Here is a 19,446-nt window from a genome sequence, read left to right on the forward strand (position 1 = left end):
TCAAAGGTATCATTAACGATGAAAAAATTCTTGTTCAATGAAAAATTCAGCGCTCTGGCCGCGGTCGGATTGAGCATGTTCAGCATGGCATGCGGCGGCGGTGGTGGCGCGGACGGCAGCAACACCAACCTCGCCGTCGGTCCCACCTCCCTGACCGGTGTCTTCTCCGATGCCCCGGTGGATGGGTTGACCTATGTCAGCAGCCCCAGCAATTTGTCGGGCACCACCAAGAACGGTGGTCAATTCAGCTATCTGCCCACCGACACCTCCGTAACCTTCACGGCCAACGGCATGGGCCTCGGGTCCGCCACTCCGGGCGATTTCGTCACGCCTTTGGACATCGTGACCGATCCCATGGAGATCAACACCGCCAAAGCCGCCGGGCAACAAAACAAGGTCACCAAAATCCTGCGCCTGCTGCAAACCCTGGACACGGACCAGAATCCGTCCAACGGCATCACCTTGAGCAACAATGGCAGTCTGGCGGCCCAAACCCTGGACACCATCGACATCACCACCCTGACCAATCCCGTCTCCGAAGCCAATGCCGCCAAGCACTTCCTGGACGAACTGGACAAAAAAGGCAAATCCGGCAAGGCGTTCCATTTCACCCGTCTGGCCAACAAGATGGGACTCACCATCAACGGCACCCCCGCCAACACCCTGTTGACCAATCAGTGGAACACCCGCAAAGCCTCGGTGGAAACCGCCATCCAGGCCAAACTCGACGCCATCACCAGCAAAGGCACGGTTCCGGGTGTGGTGGTCAAGGTCACCATGCCGGACGGCACCAACAAAATGTTCTCCAGTGGTTATGCGAATGTCGAATCCAAAACCGCCATGACCACGGCCAATTATTTTCGCCTTGGCAGCATCACCAAAACCTTCACCGACATGACCGTGTTGCAGATGATGAGCGCCAAAGGATACGACATCAGCACCACCACCCTGGGTGATCTGTTCGGTGGTATCGGCGCCGCCTACGACGCGGCCACGTTCAAAGCCGCCGTGGATCCCAATGGCAAACTCACCACCGCCAAACTAGCGGCGCTCAAAGAGGTCACGGTCTACAAACTGCTCGCCCACCTCAGCGGCCTGCAACAGACCTCCTCCCAGAAAATGACCGACCAGTGGGGCAACTACGACTACACCTCCTGGGGTCTGATGGGCTATCTGAACAGCAGCCTCACCGGTGCCAACTCGGCCACCGTACCCAACAGCCGCACCACCCCCTTCACCGCCCAGGAACTGCTGGACATCAGCTATGGTATCGGCCTGGAAGAAACGGCTGGCTGGCACTATTCCAACGCCAACTATATCATGCTGGGCAAGATCATCGAAAAACTCTCCACCACCAGCAGCCCCTGGTACACCGAAGTCAAAAACCGCTTCGGCGCCGGCACCACCCTCAACCTGAGCGTCGACTACTACGCCGACGCCCCGGTTCCCCCGGTGGTTCCCCCGCTGCCGGGTGGCAACGACAAGGGCGCCGTCGGCTACATCGACTGGTACAACAACTTCAGCGGAGCCTGTTATCTCACCCCCCAATGCATCAAGGACACCAAATATCCGGTGGTCATCCATCCCAGCTTCTATGGCGCCGCAGGCGGCCTCACCGGCAATGTGAGCGATCTGTACGCCTGGGCCGGAGAACTGGGCAAGAAATACGAAGATCCCACCCATCCCATCGGCATCAATGCCTACTATTTCGAGGTGATCCCGAACGTCCTCCACATGGGACCGGGCATGTTCAAGAACGTGGATCGCAAACTGGTGGGTCATCCCGGTCAGGTGCAAGGGTATGACTGTTATGTGGGTTATCGTTACAATGTCAAGGAACCCATCGCCGCCTGCGCCAACACCACCATCAGCAACAGCGGCAAAATCCAGGTATTGGCTTTGAACGATATCATGGACCTGCTGGACGGAAAAACCGAAATCAAATAATTTCGCCGCTCCAAACCCGACCCCCGGCGCAAGCCGGGGGTTTTTTATGAAGTTTGACACATCTTGACACATTTGGATACAAAAGGATTAATCCAATCGGTCACAATGCAAATCCCAATCATGGGGACGATGATCCTGGTACCCTGGGGCATTCCACTTTACATCCTCCGCCGATTCGTCCATACTCGCCAAAAATGGCTGAAACGATGCTCAAGACCGTTCCAATCATCCCGGCTTCCATGGAAGAGTCGCATTCATGACCTACACTGTTCTGGGCATCTCCGCCCATTATCACAACTCTGCCGTCTGTCTGTTGCAAGACGGCCATCTGGTTGCCGCAGCCGAAGAAGAACGTTTTTCCCGCATCAAACATGACCCCTCCATGCCCAAGGCCGCCACCCGGTTTTGTTTGCGTCAGGCGGGCCTGACCATGGCCGACATCGATTGCGTGGCCTACTACGAACTGCCGGTCAAGAAACTGGGTCGTCAAATCTGGATGGGGCTGCCTGGTTTCACCCGCCGCCCGGACGAAATCCAACGCATGGATCCAAAACGTCCGGAACGGGAAATCCGTACCATTCTCGGCTTCGACGGCCCCATCGAATGGGTGGAACATCATCTGGCCCACGCGGCCAGCGCCTTTCATTTTTCCGGATTCCCGGAAGCGGCGGTCCTGACCGTGGACGGGGTGGGAGAGTGGACCACCACCAGTTACGGCGTCGGCAACGGTCAACAGTTGGAACTGTTTGAAGAGGTCGCCTTTCCCGACTCCATCGGATTGCTCTACAGCACCTTGACCAGTTATCTCGGTTTCCGGGTCAACGGCGGCGAGTACAAGGTGATGGGACTGGCCCCCTATGGCCAACCCCGCTTCGCCGACACCATCCGCGCCATGATCCAACCCGGCGAAAAGGGACAATACCGGCTGGATCTGCGCTATTTCGATTTTCTCAGAAACGAACGCATGTACTCCGACGCCCTGATCGAAGCCTTGGGAGCCCCTCCCCGGGAACCGGAATCGGACATGCTGCCATTTCACATGGATGTGGCCAAAAGCCTGCAAGTGGTGTTGGGAGAGATCATGCTGGCCAAGGCCCGTTATCTCCACCAACGGGTGCCTTCCGACAATCTGTGTCTGGCGGGCGGGGTGGCCCTGAACTGTGTGGCCAACGGATACGTGCATGCCAACGGTCCGTTCCGCAATCTGTTCGTGCAACCGGCCTCCAACGACGCCGGCGGCGCCCTGGGCGCGGCGGCCATGGCCCACATCCGCCGCCAAGAACAACCCTTGCCCAAAAAACGGCTGACCAACGTCTTTTTAGGTCCGGGTTACCCCTCAAGCGAAATCGTCCGTATGTTGGACTCCACCCCGGTGCGCTACGAAGACTATCGCGAACGCCCGGCGGAACTGTTCGACCGGGTGGCGGCAGCCATGGAGGCGGGCCAAGTGGTGGGCTGGTTCCAGGGACGTCTGGAGTTCGGACCCCGGGCCCTGGGCGGACGGTCGATTCTGGCGGACCCCCGCAATCCGATCATGCGGGACCACATCAACGCCCTGGTCAAAAAAAGAGAAGCCTTCCGCCCCTTCGCCCCTTCGGTGCTGGAAGAAAACATGGGAGACCATTTCCGGTTGCAAGCCCCCTCTCCGTTCATGCTGGAGACCTGCCCGGTCCATTCGGGACTCGATCTGCCCGCCATCACCCATGTGGACGGCTCGGCACGGGTGCAGACCGTCAACGCTTCGGAAAATCCCCGCTATCACGCCTTGTTGCAGGCCTTCCACCGCCGCACCGGCTGTCCTTTGGTGTTGAACACCTCCTTCAACATGCGCAGCGAACCCATTGTCTGCTCCCCCCGCGACGCCCTCTCCTGTTTTGTGCGCGCCGGGATCGATCTGCTGGTCCTGGAAGATTTCGTCATCGAAAAAGACGCCATTCCCCCGTTCTGGAAGCAGGCGCTGGAGATCATCGAAGGCAACCAGTCATCCGGCATCACCCATCGGGTGTACACCTTCTTTTAGTGGACATGCCCCATCATGAGCCTGACACCACCCGACCTCACCAAAATCCTGGCCAATCAAATCGCCGACCGTCTGGCCGCAGTGGACGATCTGCCTCGTCTGCTGGAGTCCATGCGCCAGTTGGGGATGTTCAGCGGTCAGATGGATCTGTCCACGCATCAGGCCCAGCCCCTGCCCACCCCTGCCATCGGTGAGGCCACCACCCGCATCGGCATCTGGGAACCGGTGACGGAACAGGGCCAAACCCGCTACGAACGGATCGAAACCGATCCCTTCAACGCCTCCCGCTGGTCCGCCGCCGAACACATCCCTCCGAAAAGCGCCAAAAAACGCATCGTCTATCTGGGAGAGTCGGTGGCCCGTGGATTTTTCTTCGATCCCCATTTCAATCCCGTCCAGGTGATGGAAAGCCTGCTGGCCACCCAACCCGGCGACACAGGCTACGAAATCATCGATCTGGCCTGCAATGGCCAGTTCATGCCCGGACTGTTGAAACTCGCCCACGAGGCGGTGGCCCTGCAACCCGATCTGATGATCCTGTTCGCCGGCAACAACTGGCTGGAACCCAATACCTTGTGGCGTGAACTGGCGCCGACGATGGCCCGGACGCTGCGGGAAGGGGCGGGATTGGCCGGCATCAACCGGGTGATCCAGAATTGGCTCCAGCAACGGGCCGCAGCCTATGTGCAGCAACTATCCACCCTGGCCCGGGCCCGGCAACTGCCAATTCTGGTGGTGATTCCGGAATTCAACTTGGCAGATTTCGCCTCGGACACCATCATCGGCACCCCGAAGGCAACCCGCGATGGGCAGGGCGTGGACCCGGCCCGCTGGCAATACCTGCTGGAGCAGACCCGGACGGTCATCGACCAAGGCGAATGGGACGAAGGGGCGACCCTGGCCCAACAACTCATCGAATACGACCAGGGCACCACCTCGGTGGCCTACGCCCTGCTGGCCCGTTGTCTTCAGGAGCAAGGACACATCCCAAAGGCCCGGGAGGCACTGGAACAGGCCCGTGACGCCATGTTGTGGTGCTGGCCCCTGTTGACGCCCCGTTGTCCCGCCGTGGTACGCTCCACCATCCTCCAAGAGATCGATCGGGTTGGAACGCCCTGGTTGAGCGGCATCGACCTGCCCAGCCGGTTCGCGACGTGGCTGGAGGGAGCCATTCCCGGACGACGCAGCTTCTTCGATTATTGCCATCTCACCGCCGAAGGGACCGCCATGGTGGCCTCGGCTCTGGTAGTGGCCATCCGGGAACGGCTGGAAGGGGCGCAGACCGATTGGCACGCCCTGATGACCCGCGCCCCGGCTCCGAATCAAGGAATCATCCGCCGTGCGCATCTGTTCGCGGCCATGCACAACGCCTCCTGGGGTCAATCCCGGGAACTGGTGCGCCATCACGCCGAGCAGGCCTCAGGACAGGATGGACCGGTGACCTTGGCCACCTTCATGGCCGATCTGGCCTGTCGGCGGCTGCCCGGGGCCTTGTGCGACCTGTTTCCCGAGGTGTTGCAGGCCGACGATCTGTTCGCCACCTTCCGACTGGCGGACATGGGTCCGCGACGCCACGATCTTTTGGCCGAAGAGTTGACCCGCGCCTTCCAAAAAACCGATCCCCAACTGCCCGACCGGATCCAACAGCGTCTGTTGCAGGCACACGCCCTGGACGCATCCCCCATCGATCTGCTCGATCCGTATTATCACATCACCACCTGGTGCCAGCCCGAAGGGGATTGGTGGAAACAGTCGCTCCACTTCAAGGCCTATGACCGGGTGAGCCGCTTTCTGCTGGTGATCGCCGATCCGTCCCGGAATATACGTCTCACCATCACTCACCGGATTCCGCCAGCCTCCCATCCGGATGGCGCGTTGGCGGTGCAGATCAACCAAACCCGACTCCCCGCCCTGCCGCTCCACACCGCCTGGACCACGACTACCCTCTCCATTCCGGCCCAACTTCTGGTGGCGGGCAAAAACGAAATCACCCTCCACTGGCCGGTGATTCAACCCGTTTCCACCCCTGTCAGCCCCATGGCCGACCGGATCGACGCAGGGGAACTGCCGCTCTTCTTGCAACACTGGGGCGAGATCAATACCTTGCTGGCGGAACTGGCCCCCTGATCCGGGCCTGTTCCTTACGTTTTTTCGATCCGGGCCTGTTCTGGCGTTTCTTGTTTACCCGATCACTGTAAATGATTTTATTTTCCATACAGAATCGGGTATCATCACGAACATTCCTGGATGCAGAATTATAAAAATAGACTCGTTTGCCTATTTTTTAATCAATTCATGGTGCGCCAATAAACCACGCCAACCAAGCCAGCCCGGACAAGAACCCGAAATTTCATTCTGATCCTTCTTGCGGAGAGACAATCACGACATGAATGAATGGCGCGAGCAACTGAAACACCATGTCAACACCCTTGAGAAACTTGAGAAATTCATTCATGTCTCCCCGCAGGAACGGGAGGCGATCCTGGCCCACAAAAACACCCGCTGGGGCACCACTCCCTATTTCGCCGCCCTGATGGACAAAGATGACCCGGAATGCCCAATCCGCAAACAGGTCATCCCCTCGATGCTCGAACTGCAAAACGAGTTTGGCATGGAAGGGTATCTGGTCTGGAAGGAAAACCGCGACACCCAGGAAAAACGTCCCGACTCCATTGCCCGTCAATACCGGGACCGGGTGGCCTTCACCGTCACCCAGACCTGCGGCATCTACTGCCGCCACTGCTTCCGCCGCGAGATGACCATCGACAAGGTGCTCAAACTGCGCCTCGATGTGGATGAAGGGCTGCAATGGCTGTCCGAACACCCGGAAGTGCGGGATGTCTTGATCACCGGCGGGGATCCCCTGCTGCTGTCGGACGACGAAATCGAATACCTGATCCGCCGCATCCGGGAGATTCCCCACATCCAGATGATCCGTTTCGGTACCCGTCTGCCCATCGTGCTGCCCCAACGCATCACCCCATCCCTCACCAAACGGCTGGCGGGATACCACAAGGTGCCGATCTGGATCAACACCCAGTGCAACCACCCCAAGGAACTCACCGAACTCACCGCCCGGGCGGTCTACGATCTGGCCACCTGCGGCATCAATGTGGGCAATCAGGCGGTGCTGCTCAAGGGGATCAACGACACGGTGGAGGTGTTCCGGGAACTGCACCAAAAACTCCTGAGCATCCGCATCCGGCCCTACTATGTCTTTTATTGCGAAGCCGCCCCCGGCATCGATCACTTCCGCACCCCGCTGGAAAAAGGGGCGGAATTGATCCGCGACGCCCTGCGGGGTCACACCACCGGACTGGCCCAGCCCCTGTATGTGGTCGCCACCAACATCGGCAAGATTCCCATCGTGGCCAGCGACTCCATCGTGGACAAAAACGACCAGCGTTATCTGCTGCGCAATCACGATGGCCGTTTCACCGAACTGCCCGTCATTTCATAATCAAAACGCCTCCTGCACCCCGGAAACCATGGACCCCATGACCAATCAGATCCCACACACCCCGGATTCGCCCCCGACCTCCCAACGTTCACACGCCGAACCTCTGGCCATCATCGGCATGGGGTGTCGTTTTCCCGGAGGCGCGCATAGTCCAGCGGCATTCTGGGAGCTGTTGAGCCAAGGCAAGGATGGGGTGATCGAAACCCCGCCGGAACGGTGGAGTCTGGGACGCTTCTGCGATCCGGATCCCTCCCGGCCCGGGAAGATGCCGGTCCGGCAGGGCGGATTCCTGCAAGAGCCCATCGACGGCTTCGATCCGCTGTTTTTCGGCATCTCCCCCCGGGACGCCCAGGCCATGGATCCCCAACAACGCCTGTTGCTGGAGGTGGTGTGGGAGGCGTGCGAAGACGCCGGACTCGACATGGACCGGATGAACGGCTCCAATACCGGGGTGTACATCGGCGGCTTCATGCAGGATTTCACCGCCATTATCCTCAGCCCCCTCAACCGGCCCCTGCTCAACAACAGCTCGGCCATCGGGGTTAATCTGGCCATGCTGGCCAATCGCATCTCCCACGCCTTCAACCTGCTGGGACCGAGCATCGCCATGGACACGGCCTGCTCCTCCTCTTTGGTCAGTTTCCATCAGGCGTGCCAGTCGGTGTGGAACGGGGAATGCTCCATGGCGATCAGCGGCGGGGTCAATCTCATGATCCGGCCCGAATACAACATCGCCTTGCACAAGGGACAGTTCCTGGCCCCCGACGGACGCAGCAAAAGCTTCGACGCCCGTGGAAACGGCTATGGACGCGGCGAAGGGGCGGGCATCGTGGTGATCAAACCCCTCTCCGCAGCCCAGCGGGACAACGACCGGATCTATGCCCTGGTACACGCCACCGGAGCCAATCAGGATGGCCACACCAACGGCATCACCGTGCCCAGCGGCCCGGCCCAACAGGCCTTGATCCGCAAGGTGTGCGCCGCCGCCGACATCGATCCGCAAAAAATCCGCTACATCGAAGCCCACGGCACCGGCACCCCGTTGGGGGATCCCACCGAATGCAAAGCCCTGGGCAGCGTCTATGGTCTGGGTCGCCCGGAGGATCAACCCTGCATGGTCGGCTCGGTCAAGGCCAACATCGGACATCTGGAGGCCGCCGCCGGCGTGGCCGGCGTGATCAAGGCCGTCTTGTGCCTGCATCACCAACAGATTCCCCCCCAGGCCAACCTGGAAACCCTCAATCCCAACATCCCCTTCGAGGCGTTGCGCCTGCGGGTGCCCCGTGCCCTGCAACCCATGCCCGCCGGGGATGGACCCGCCCTGGTGGGGGTCAACTCCTTTGGCTATGGGGGCACCAATGCCCATGCCATCCTGTCGGAAGGACCGAAAACACCTCCAGCCTCTCCGGTGGCCACCGATTCCCGGGAACAACTCATTCCCCTGTCGGCCCGCTGCGAAGCCGGACTCAACGCCCTGGCCAAACGGTGGCTCGACTGGCTTGAAACCACCCAACCCCTGCCGACCCTGCCCCATCTGGGACGGGCCGCCGGGGTGCGTCGCACCCATCACGACCATCGTTTGGCCCTGGTGGCCGATTCCACCGAGGGGTTGATCGCACAACTGCGCGCCCTGACCGCCCCGGATGCCCTGCCCCCGTCCCACAGCCAGATCTCGGGCCAACAGGCCAAACGTCCGGTGTTCGTGCTGACCGGCATGGGCCCCCAGTGGTGGGCCATGGGTCGCCAACTGCTGGCCGAAGAACCCATCTTCCGCCAGACCGCCGCAACCATCGACGCCCATTTCCAGAAGGTGGCGGGTTGGTCGATCCTGGAAGAGATGCAACGCCCGGAAGCCGAATCCCGCATCGCCGAAACCCGCTTCGCCCAACCGGGCAACTTCGTGGTTCAGGTGGGACTGGTGACCCTGCTGCGGGCCTGGGGGGTGGAACCCGCCGCCGTGGTGGGACACAGCTTAGGCGAGGTCTCTGCCGCCTACATTACCGGCGCGTTGAGCTTCGAGGACGCCATTCTGGTGAGCTATCACCGCAGCCGGCTGCAACAAAAAGCCGTGGGCGCGGGACGCATGCTGGCGGTGGGACTGCCCCCGGAAGAGTGTCCCCCCCTGCTGGCCCCCCACGGAGGCAAGGTGGTGATCGCGGCCATCAACAGCCCCACCTCCAGCAATCTGGCCGGAGACGCGGACGCCCTGGCCATCATCGCCCAACAACTGAAGGCCCGGGGGGTCTTCAACCGGTTCTTGCGGGTGGACATCCCCTATCACAGCCCGGCCATGGATCCGTTGAAGCCGGAACTGCGGGCCTCTCTGGTTCACATCCAGCCCCGCATTCCCACCCTGCCCCTGTATTCCACCGTCACCGGCCTGCCGGTAAAAGGAGCGGATTGGGGGGCGGAATACTGGGTGCAAAACCTGCGGGAGCCGGTGCTGTTCGCGGCGGCCATGGGGAGTCTCATCCAGGACGGTTATGGACTATTCATGGAGATCGGACCCCATCCGGTGCTGGCCACCTCCATTCAGGAGTGCCTGAGCCACAAGGGCGTGACCGGCGAAACCCTGGCCACCCTGAATCGCACCAAACCGGAACGGGCCACCCTGCTGGAAACCGTGGGCAAGCTCTATACCTATGGTTATCCAGTGGCCTGGGAACGGATCTATCCCGCCGAACTGGAACAACACCTCTGCCTTCCCACCTATCCCTGGCAACGGGAACGGTATTGGCCCGAGAGCGACGCGGCATTGATGGATCGTCTCTACACGGTGGAACACACCCTGCTGGGTCAAAAGATCAACGCGCCCCTGCCCACCTGGGAGAGCCAGTTGAATCCGGCTTTGGTGCCCTTCTTGAACGATCACCGGGTGGAAGAGTCGGTGGTTTTTCCCGGCGCCGGATATGTGGAACTGGGATTGGCGATTCACCGGCTGGTGGTCCAGGACGAACCCTGCCTGCTGGAGCGGTTGCAATTTCATCAGGCGCTGGTGATCACCGGCGGGGAAGCCACCCTGCGCATGAGCTTCGATCCCAAAAGCCACCAGTACACGGTTCACAGCCAACGCGCCGACCAGCCCGATCACTGGACCCTGCACGCCTCCGGAACCCTCTCCCCCGAACCACTGGGAGACGCCACCCATCTGGATATGAACACCGTGCAGCGCGCCTGCACCGAATCCATGGAGATCGACGCGATCTATGCCCAACTGGATGCCACCGGTCTGCATTACGGCCCCTGGTTCCGGGGCATCCGCCAGATCAGGCGGGGAGAAAACGCCGTCTTGGTGCAAGTGGCGGCCCACCCGGAGTGGAGCCGGGCCGACGACGCCCATCGGCTGCATCCCACCTTGCTGGACACCTGCTTTCAGGCCTTGATGATCACCATGAAGCCGGATGACGGGCTGTATCTGCCGGTGGGGATTCAGCGTCTGCGCTTTTACGCCACTCCCGCCGCGCCGTTTTGGTGTTACATCCAGATCACGGATCACAATGCCCGTTTCATCGAGTGTGATCTGACCCTGTGCGACTCCGAAGGCCGAATCTACGCCGAATTGGAAAAATTGCGCTGCAAGGCGGTGCCCAAGGGTCAAAACGACGAGGAAAACGCCGCCCTCAACGACTGGCTCTACCGCCTTTCCTGGGAACCCGTGGAACGGCCCGCCGCCACAACGGCCTCTGCACCCAAGAACGATCCCCTGCCCCTGGTCATTCTGGACCACGACACCCCCCTGGGAGGCTCCTTGGCCAAACAGTTGGCCGCGGCGGGAGCGGGCCGGGTGGAACGGATTTCCCACCCCCTGGCTGGACTCGACGCCGCGCTGGCATCCCTCGGACCCTGCCGGGCGGTGATCGATTTGTGGGGTATGGCCGCCCAATCGACTCTGGAAGATCCCATCGGCATGAATCCGGCGATCGACACCCTGGGCTTGATCCAGACCCTGGTCCGAATGGGCGAAAGCGGAAACACTCCCTCATCCGGCCCGCCCCGACTCTATATGGTGACCCAGGGGGCGCAACCCGCGGGTCAGCCGGAAACCCTCTCGGGCCTGCATCTGGCTCCGCTGGTGGGACTGGCCCGGGTCGCGGCCAACGAGCAGCCGGGACTGCGTTGCACGGTGCTGGATCTGGATCCTCACGATCCTGCCGCCTGTCTGGCGGATCTGGCCGCCGAGGTGCTGGCGGATCTGGCGGAAAGCGAAGTGGCTTGGCGGGACGGACAACGACTGGTCAACCGTCTGGTGCGGGCAGAGGCCGCGACCCTGGCCCAGCAACAGATCGAACCCAACGACGATCCTGCCACCAGAACGCCGTTTGTGCTGGAAGCGGGCCGACCGGGTGTCCTCTCCTCGTTGCAGTTGCGAGCCTGCGAGCGTCGTCCCCCCGGTCCCGGAGAGGTGGAGATCGAAGTCCACGCCGCCGGCATCGGCGCCCGGGATGTGACCCGCATCACCCAGCGGGATCCGGAAGGAACGCTGGACAAAACCTTCTTCGGCGATGGCATCGGCATGGAGGTCTCCGGTGTGGTGACCCGCGTGGGTCCGGGGGTCCAGGCCCCGGCCAAAGATGAAGCGGTTCTGGCCATTCTGCCGGGAGGTTTCCGCTCCCACATCACCTTGCCGGTCAACGCCATCTGGACCCTGCCCAGACCCAGACGCATCGGCGACGCGGAGTGCGGCGGACTGCCCATGGCCTTTCTGGCGGCCTATTTCGGGCTTTACCGGGCCTATCTGGGCACCGGGGAAAAGGTGTTGATCCATTCCGCCCACTGCGGCATGGGTCTGGCCGCCATCCAGGTGGCCCAATGGCGTGGCGCGGAGCTGTTCGTCACCGCCGACACCCCGGAAAAACGCAAATTCCTGCGCTCACTCGGACTGCGCCACGTCTTCGACAGCCGTTTTCCCACCTATGTCGAACAGATCATGGCCGCCACCGGGGAGCGGGGAGTGGATGTGATCTTCAACACCTTGGGTGGCGAAGCCGGTCAAAAAAGCGTGCTGGCCCTGGCCCCCTTCGGGCGTTTCGTCGAACTGGGCGAGTATGCCGCCCGCAAAGATGCGGCGTGGAATTTAGCCAGCGTGGAACGCAACCTCAGCTTCATGTCCGTGGATCTGGATCATCTGGCCCGGCGTCGGGAGATCATGCCCTTCTTGCTGGAAGAGATTTCCGCCCAGTTCGCCAACGGCACCTTCAAACCGATCCAGACCCATGTCTTTCCCGCCGACCGGGCCGCGGAAGCCTTCGAGCATGTGCAAAGCGGTCAACTGGGCAAGGCGGTGTTGGACATGCGGGGCACCGGCCCCATGACCATCCTGCCGCAACGCCAGGAACCCCCATTGTTTGACGCCGACGGCACCTATCTGATCACCGGGGGTTTCGGCAGTTTCGGACTGGAGCTGGCCGCCTGGATGGGACGACAGGGAGTACGACAACTGGTGCTGACGGGTCGTCAGGGCGCGGCCTCCCCCGAAGCCAAACAGGCTGTGATGGCCCTGGAATCCACCGGGGTGCGGGTGATGGCCGTGGCCATGGATGTCACCAGTTCCACGGAGGTGACCCGGCTCATCCAACGCATCGGCCACACCATGCCACCCTTGCGGGGGATCGTGCACGCGGCGGCGGTGCTGGACGACGGACTGCTGATGGATCTGGATCCCGACCGCATGCGGCGTGTGCTGGCTCCCAAGGCTTTGGGGGCATGGCATCTGCATCGGGCCACCCAGTCCCTGAAACTCGACTTCTTCGCGCTCTTCTCGTCGGTTTCGTCTTTGATCGGCAACGCCGGACAAGGCAACTATGTGGCGGCCAACGCCTTTCTGGATGCCCTGGCCCACGCCCGCCGCGCCGCCGGACTGCCGGCCACCAGCATCAACTGGGGTGCCTTGGGGGAGGTGGGCATGGCGGCTCGCGACAAAGAAGTGGAGCGCCGTCTGCAACGGGGAGGCATTCACAGCATCGGCATCACCCAGGCCATGAACGCCTTTGCCCGGGTATTGCGCTGGAATCCGTCCCAACTGGGGGTGCTCCACATGGATTGGGAGGCCTTTGCCCAAACCAATCCCCTGGCCACGCGCATTCCCCGCTACAGCGGTCTGGTGGCCTCGGAAAACAATCCGTCCAGCCACAAGAACACCTCCCAACTGCGCCAGCAATTGGCCGCCAGCCCGGAGAACCTGCGTCGCGGCATCCTGGTGGACCACATCCGCGCCCTGGTGGCCAAGGTGCTGGGCATTCCCAATCTGGAGCGGGTTTTGCCCCATGTGCAACTGTTCGACTTGGGCATCGACTCGTTGACCGCCGTGGAGCTGAAAAACAAGCTGGAAGCGGAAGTGGGATTGTCGCTCGGCTCGTCTTTGGTGTTCAACTATCCCACCATCGACGCCCTGGCCAATTTCCTGGCCTCCAGCCTGTTTGCCGACACCCAGGCCGCCACCCCCGACACCCAGGCCGCCACCACCCCGGCGCAGGACCAGGCGGCTGTAGCAAAACTCTCGGATGACGAGGCGGAGGCGCTGCTGCTGGAAGAGTTGATGAACACCATGTCCCAACTCTCCTGATCCGGTTCACGCCTCCACCGCCACACCCATTTTGTCTCTTGTCTCCCGCCCTCCCCGGTTTCCGATGCGTTGATCGCCTCAGAAACCGGGGAGACCGGCACACTCAAACAGAAGACTCCGACCTTTCCAACGCCTCATCCCGCATCCGATTCAAAAACTCCCGTGGCGAATACAGCGACACACCCGGATCGGGCACATCCAGAAACCGCCTGACCGCCCTGGCGATGGAACGGGCCGAGGTGGGATCGAAGGTCTGCACCGGCACGCACACATCCCGGACATAATCCAATTCCCCCGCGACAATGGGCAACCCGTGGCGACTGGCCTCGATCAAAGGCATGCCGAAAGATTCGGAGAGGGAGGGAAAAATCAAGGCCCGGGCTTGCTGGTACAGACGGGAGACCTCCGGGGGCGACAAATGCCCCACGTTATCAATTTCCAAGCCTTCTTCGCGCCGCAACCCGGCCACCTGTTCCGCCAGCCCACGGTCCCGCTCTCCCAGGGTCAAGGCCAGTTTCGGGGTCAGTCCCTCCCGTTTGAGTTCCCGCCACGCCTGAAACAGCCGCTGGTGATTCTTGTGTGCATTGCCATCGGAGACATAAACAAAATCCCATTCCGGCGCCACCGTCGCATCCCGTTCCACCGTCGGCTGATCGATGAAGGGCAAGATCAGGACTTTGGGCAGATCGGTTTGCTTCCACTGCTCCAAAGAGTGCCTCAACGCCGCCGCCATGGTGGGGGTCTGCACCACAAACGCATCCACCCGCTGCCGAAAGATTCGACTGATGGCGCGTTCATACAGCAAACGCAAAGCGACACGGGGATTGTGGTCCGAAACAGCATACTTCCCGAAATACAAACGGTTTTGCAGATAAACGACAATGCGCGCTTTCAAAAAGAACGCTGGCGGCAGACCATGAAAAAACAGCACCGTGTCTTCCGCCGCAGCCACGCCATTCAACGTGACCTGCGCCCAGGCCCGTGAGATCAGATTGGCCTGGACCCAATGGATCGAACTGTCCGGGGGAAGGTGCAAACGGGATCGAGCCCGCTGATCCAAAAAGCCGATCAGCCTCCATTCGGCGGGCCAGCTTTTCAGCAGCGCGTTCAACAGCATGAATCCCCCGCCGTTGTGGACATTGGGGGCATACAGAATCAGGTTCCGGTTCATGATCGCTCCGTGCCGTCGTGAAAAGCGGGGTGAATGGAAGAGGTGGCATACCACACTCCCCGCCTTGTGACACGGAATTTTCGCCAAAGCCAGCCGTTGTCCCGACTCACCGCAAAGGGATTCAAGCGGGTCTTGCCATCAAGCGCTGTCCATGACCCTGCGAACATCCCGTGGGCATGACGATTCTGGCAATTCTTGATGAACCCTGACTTGATCTTTACGCGCCGCCCTCCTACACTTTAAGTCTCTGTATCAAACACCCTTCCGGAGCTGTCAACATCATGTTTACAAAAGGACTGTTAAGAGTCTCGATCCTCTTATTCGTTCTGTGCGCGTCCGTTCTTCACGGTGCCACCCTGGATGTGGACAAAAGCGGCAGTGTGGATGCCACGGATGGGGTGTTGATTTTAAGGCGATTGAACGGCGCCTCCACCATCGATACCGGTGTCGTCCTGCCGTCGGGTCAGACCAATGCGTCGGTGATGCAATCGATCGATGGTCTGGGGTTGACGCTGGATGTGGATCAAGGGGGGCAGGTGGATGCCACGGATGGGGTGTTGATCCTGCGACGTTTGAACGGCGCCTCCACCATCGATACCGGTGTCGCGTTGTCGGCCCAAAGCAGCAATGCCACCGTTATGGATACCATTGACCGACTGACAACTGCCGGCAACGCTGCGGTGATGATGACCGGTCTGCTCTCCGGTGCCACTGTCACGGCCAGCCGTGCGGTTGATCCAGCCACGGTATTGTTCACCACCACCTCGGACAGCAACGGCAAGTTTTCACCTCCGGCCAGTCTGTCCACCGGAGATGGCGAGATGTTGCTGATTGCCGCAACCGGTGGGAAGGAAACGGATGGCACCCAGACGCTGAACAATACCGGAACCATCCATGCCTTGATGACGACCGCGACGTTGAAAGCCGGGAATTTCAACCTCTCTCCCCTGACCGAGATGACGTGGCAATATACGAGAAATCTGGTCGGCGAGGTGGATGATGACTATCTGGGGGTGCGTCTCAATGATCTGGCGCGAATTTTCGTGGCCCAGGACATCGATGGCGACGGAAAAATCGATGCCAAGGATATCCTGGCGTTTTCTTATCTGGATGCCGCGCATCAGGCAAAGCTGAAGTTCCAATCCGCCCTGCTTTCCAATCCGAATGGCAGTGGCCACAGCGTCATCTCCACGTTGCGTTCATCCCAAACCGACACACTCCGCACGCTGTTGGATGCCACCTTTGGCACGGTACTGACTCTTTCCCCCATGCCGGATGCCCGTTTCAGCAAAGTGAAGGTGACCGCCACCACGGTGGGCAAAGGGTCGGTGAAGAATGCCACCAACACGATTCACTATGACGTGGAGAAGGCCACCAAGGATAACGTCTCTTCTGCCTTTTATACGAAAGATTCCGCCCAGACCCAGACCTTCACGGCCACCCCCACCACCGATACGACGATTCGCAGCTGGGATGGGTGCGATACGGTTTCCACGAACAACACTACCTGCACGGTATCCTTAAGAAACAATCGCAACGTTCGCGTCACCTTCGATTACAAGAACGCCGAGCTTTCTTCAAAATGGGTGGATCTGACCACAGCCGATGTCACGGTCAGCGCATCCGGGCTGAAGGTGGTGGCTACAGCCGGGGACAGCGCCATGATCGCCAATCTGGCCAAACTGGCCACCGGTTCCCTGGTAGGTGGGACCGCCGGAAATGGCTTTTTGCGACGCATTCTGACGGTGGAAAAGGTCGATGACCTGACCTACAACGTCACCACCGAACAGGCCAGCTTGGCGGATGTGGTTCTCAAGGGATCCGGGGGATTGAAGAAGAAATTGACCAACGCCGACCTGGCCACCGTCGGCACCACCGGATCGACCGCTCAGGCGGCCTTCGTGGGTCTGCCGGGGATTGAGTTGCTTCCTGCCGAGGATTACCGAAGCCAGCGTTTCCGGTTGCGTTTCGGCTCCGGCGAGACGAATTCTGCCAACCAGGCCCGCGCCAAAGGCGCAGCGACGCAGACGTTCAACAAATCGGTGGAGTTGGCGCCCGGGGTGACCGCCACCGGCACCGTGGATCTGGAGATCAGCGTGGATCTGGATGCCCGGTTCGGCTCCTTTGGCCTGCTGTCCGGATTGGAGCATTTTCATTTCATCCCCACCGTCACGCCCACCGGCACGCTTGCGTTGAATGTGGGAGGGGAAAGTTCCGCCTCTGCCGGGCCTGTGCTGCTGGGGACTCTCCATTTTCAGCCGTTCATGTTTGCCATTGGCGGGGTGCCGGTTGTGGTCAAGCCGCAACTGAATCTCTATCTGGGTGCGGGGATCGAGGTCAAAGAGACCCTGACTGCCTCGATAAGCATGGCGATGACGGCACAGGCGGGTCTGGTGTACGACCGGAACGGCGCTTCGACGGGTCAGTGGAGTTTCATCAAGGATCTGGTGCCCCAATCCCCGAGTTACAGTCTCTCCCCGTTGACGAAAAGCAGTTCAATCTCCGCCTATCTGAAACCGGAGATGAGCGCCACGTTGAACGGTCTGGTCAATCTGGGCATACCGGTGACGGGAACGTTGAAACTGAACTCGCAACAAATCACCGATGTGGGCCAATTGGTGCAGGATGGCTGTGTCGGAGATCTCAACTATACTCTGTTGTGGGGGCTGAATGGCCAGTTCACCTACGATGTAGATATGATGAAGGCGCTCAAGGAATTACTCGATCTGGCCAATCTGGGCAATTCAACGGCAGGTTGGCTGGTCAATGGCAAATTCGTCACCATCCCTTCGGTGAGTGGTGCCTTGGAAATTTACAACAACGAATGGACGCTTGCACAAAAAACCATTCATGATCCAAAGTGTGACAAAAAAAATCCGCCCTATTTGCAGATATCTGGCAAGGATATCGTGCGCACGATCCAGAAAGGTCAAGGCGGCGTGATCACGGAAACCTATACCCTGACCAATACCGGCGATGAGTCCCTGACCTGGACGGCGAGTTTCCAAGAAGGAGAAGCCATCACGGTTTCTGCCACCAGCGGCACCCTGGCTGCCAAGGAGTCCCAAACGGTAACCGTCACTTTGGATACCAGCAAGTTTCCGACCGGCACCTATGCGAATGGCATCACTTTCCGCAATACTGCGGTGGCAACGGATTTGCCGTGGGAGCAGACAGGGACCAGTTATTACCAGATTCTAGTCTACCAATCGGATCGATTCGTCAACAACGGTGACGGTACGGTCACGGATACAAAAACCGGTTTGATCCTGCTGAAGAATGTGTATTGTTTGGGAGGGAGGAATTGGCAAGCTGCCCTGAACGCCGCAGCCAATCTGGCCAATGGTCAATGTGGTCTGAAGGATGGTTCAACGGCTGGGCAATGGCGGTTGCCCAAGGCTAAATATCCTGATCGTCGATATGATTATAAAACCAGCAAATGGGTTCCTCCTTTGGTTCAATATGTATGGAATAGTCAGGCCAAAACCTGGGAGCCGCCTGCTTCTGGAGGTGACGAAGGGGAATTGGGGGTTTTGTTGGAGGCGTATGGAAGTGTCGCGTTGTCGGGCGTTCAGGCCAGCAGCTTCTGGTCGAGTACCACCTACGCCGGCAGCGCCGACATCGCGTGGAGCGTGAACCTCAGCTACGGCAGCGTCGGCAGCTACGGCAAGTCGTACTCGTACTATGTGTGGCCCGTTCGAGGCGGACAATGATCATTGGACTATTGGGTGATTTGAGCCCTTTGACCCGCAGCCCGCAGGGCTGTGGGCGGGGTCCAGGGGTGCAACCCCTGGTGGGATCCAAGGGCGAAGCACTTGGTCGCGACCAAGACCCCAAAGCGCCCTTTGTCTCTCCCGCGCCAGAGTATCCGTACCTATTCAAGGTGGACAACCTGTTCGACGCACACTTCAACTGGCTGACCGATCCGTTTGTGTGGCAGGGCCGCAATCCAGTTCGGGAAATTCTTCTGACCCTGAAGCGATCCTTCTGACCGGCAGTTGGACGAACGACTTGAGCTGTGCCAGTGGTGCCCCATCCATCCATGCGGCGGAGACGTTGGATCTGTTGAATTGTGATGGCACACGATCCCTCGCTTTTGTGCCTGAAAGGACGCATTCTTGATATCTTTCCGGAACATGAAAGGATGACGGAGTTGGTGATGCAGGAGAACGAGGATAACCAACACACGGATGAATTCGATACCCCGTGGAAGGATATCCTGGTACCTTATCTCCAGGAGTTCCTGGCATTCTTCCTGCCGGAGGCCCATGAGGGGATCGATTGGG

Annotated in this window: 9 protein-coding genes; 8 read left to right on the top strand and 1 reads right to left on the bottom strand. The window is 60.2% G+C overall.

Annotation, left to right across the window (positions count from 1 at the left end; translation table 11 throughout):
* Positions 1-18: 18 nt before the first annotated feature.
* From HQL98_10180 to HQL98_10200, 5 genes are all read left to right on the top strand, one after another.
* The gene (locus tag HQL98_10180; protein ID MBF0272418.1) at positions 19-1,947 is read left to right on the top strand and encodes a serine hydrolase; all 1,929 of its coding nucleotides are present in this window, start codon (positions 19-21) and stop codon (positions 1,945-1,947) included.
* 256 nt (positions 1,948-2,203) lie between these two features.
* Positions 2,204-3,967: a carbamoyltransferase gene (locus tag HQL98_10185; protein MBF0272419.1), complete on the top strand. Its 1,764-nt coding sequence runs from the start codon at positions 2,204-2,206 to the stop codon at positions 3,965-3,967.
* Between the two features lie 15 nt (positions 3,968-3,982).
* Positions 3,983-6,094: a hypothetical protein gene (locus HQL98_10190; protein MBF0272420.1), complete on the top strand. Its 2,112-nt coding sequence runs from the start codon at positions 3,983-3,985 to the stop codon at positions 6,092-6,094.
* A 259-nt stretch (positions 6,095-6,353) separates the two neighbouring features.
* Complete coding sequence (locus tag HQL98_10195; protein MBF0272421.1) at positions 6,354-7,427, top strand: KamA family radical SAM protein; 1,074 nt, start codon at positions 6,354-6,356, stop codon at positions 7,425-7,427.
* 37 nt (positions 7,428-7,464) lie between these two features.
* Complete coding sequence (locus HQL98_10200) at positions 7,465-13,989, top strand: SDR family NAD(P)-dependent oxidoreductase (GenBank protein ID MBF0272422.1); 6,525 nt, start codon at positions 7,465-7,467, stop codon at positions 13,987-13,989.
* 103 nt (positions 13,990-14,092) lie between these two features.
* Here HQL98_10200 and HQL98_10205 read toward each other — a convergent pair whose 3' ends face one another.
* Positions 14,093-15,160, bottom strand: coding sequence for a glycosyltransferase (locus tag HQL98_10205; protein ID MBF0272423.1), 1,068 nt, complete (start codon positions 15,158-15,160; stop codon positions 14,093-14,095).
* Positions 15,161-15,441: 281 nt separating this feature from the next.
* On the opposite strand from HQL98_10205, the gene HQL98_10210 reads away from it, so the two are divergent.
* The 3 genes from HQL98_10210 to HQL98_10220 all read left to right on the top strand — a co-directional run.
* On the top strand, positions 15,442-18,873 hold the full coding sequence (locus HQL98_10210; GenBank protein MBF0272424.1) for a DUF1566 domain-containing protein: 3,432 nt from the start codon (positions 15,442-15,444) through the stop codon (positions 18,871-18,873).
* 68 nt (positions 18,874-18,941) lie between these two features.
* Positions 18,942-19,151: a hypothetical protein gene (locus HQL98_10215; protein MBF0272425.1), complete on the top strand. Its 210-nt coding sequence runs from the start codon at positions 18,942-18,944 to the stop codon at positions 19,149-19,151.
* Between the two features lie 153 nt (positions 19,152-19,304).
* Positions 19,305-19,446, top strand: a 142-nt coding sequence (locus HQL98_10220) for a hypothetical protein (protein ID MBF0272426.1), incomplete at its 3' end; no start/stop codon positions are given.

The sequence above is a fragment of the Magnetococcales bacterium genome (assembly GCA_015231755.1).
Taxonomy (GTDB): Bacteria; Pseudomonadota; Magnetococcia; order Magnetococcales; family Magnetaquicoccaceae; genus Magnetaquiglobus.

What these genes read in the sequence shown, in the direction of transcription:
- HQL98_10210 (MBF0272424.1), top strand. Translation starts at nt 15,442, where the DNA reads ATGTTTACAAAAGGACTGTTAAGAGTCTCGATCCTCTTATTCGTTCTG.
- HQL98_10190 (MBF0272420.1), top strand. Translation starts at nt 3,983, where the DNA reads ATGAGCCTGACACCACCCGACCTCACCAAAATCCTGGCCAATCAAATC.
- HQL98_10205 (MBF0272423.1), bottom strand. Translation starts at nt 15,160, where the DNA reads ATGAACCGGAACCTGATTCTGTATGCCCCCAATGTCCACAACGGCGGG.
- HQL98_10180 (MBF0272418.1), top strand. Translation starts at nt 19, where the DNA reads ATGAAAAAATTCTTGTTCAATGAAAAATTCAGCGCTCTGGCCGCGGTC.
- HQL98_10195 (MBF0272421.1), top strand. Translation starts at nt 6,354, where the DNA reads ATGAATGAATGGCGCGAGCAACTGAAACACCATGTCAACACCCTTGAG.
- HQL98_10200 (MBF0272422.1), top strand. Translation starts at nt 7,465, where the DNA reads ATGACCAATCAGATCCCACACACCCCGGATTCGCCCCCGACCTCCCAA.
- HQL98_10185 (MBF0272419.1), top strand. Translation starts at nt 2,204, where the DNA reads ATGACCTACACTGTTCTGGGCATCTCCGCCCATTATCACAACTCTGCC.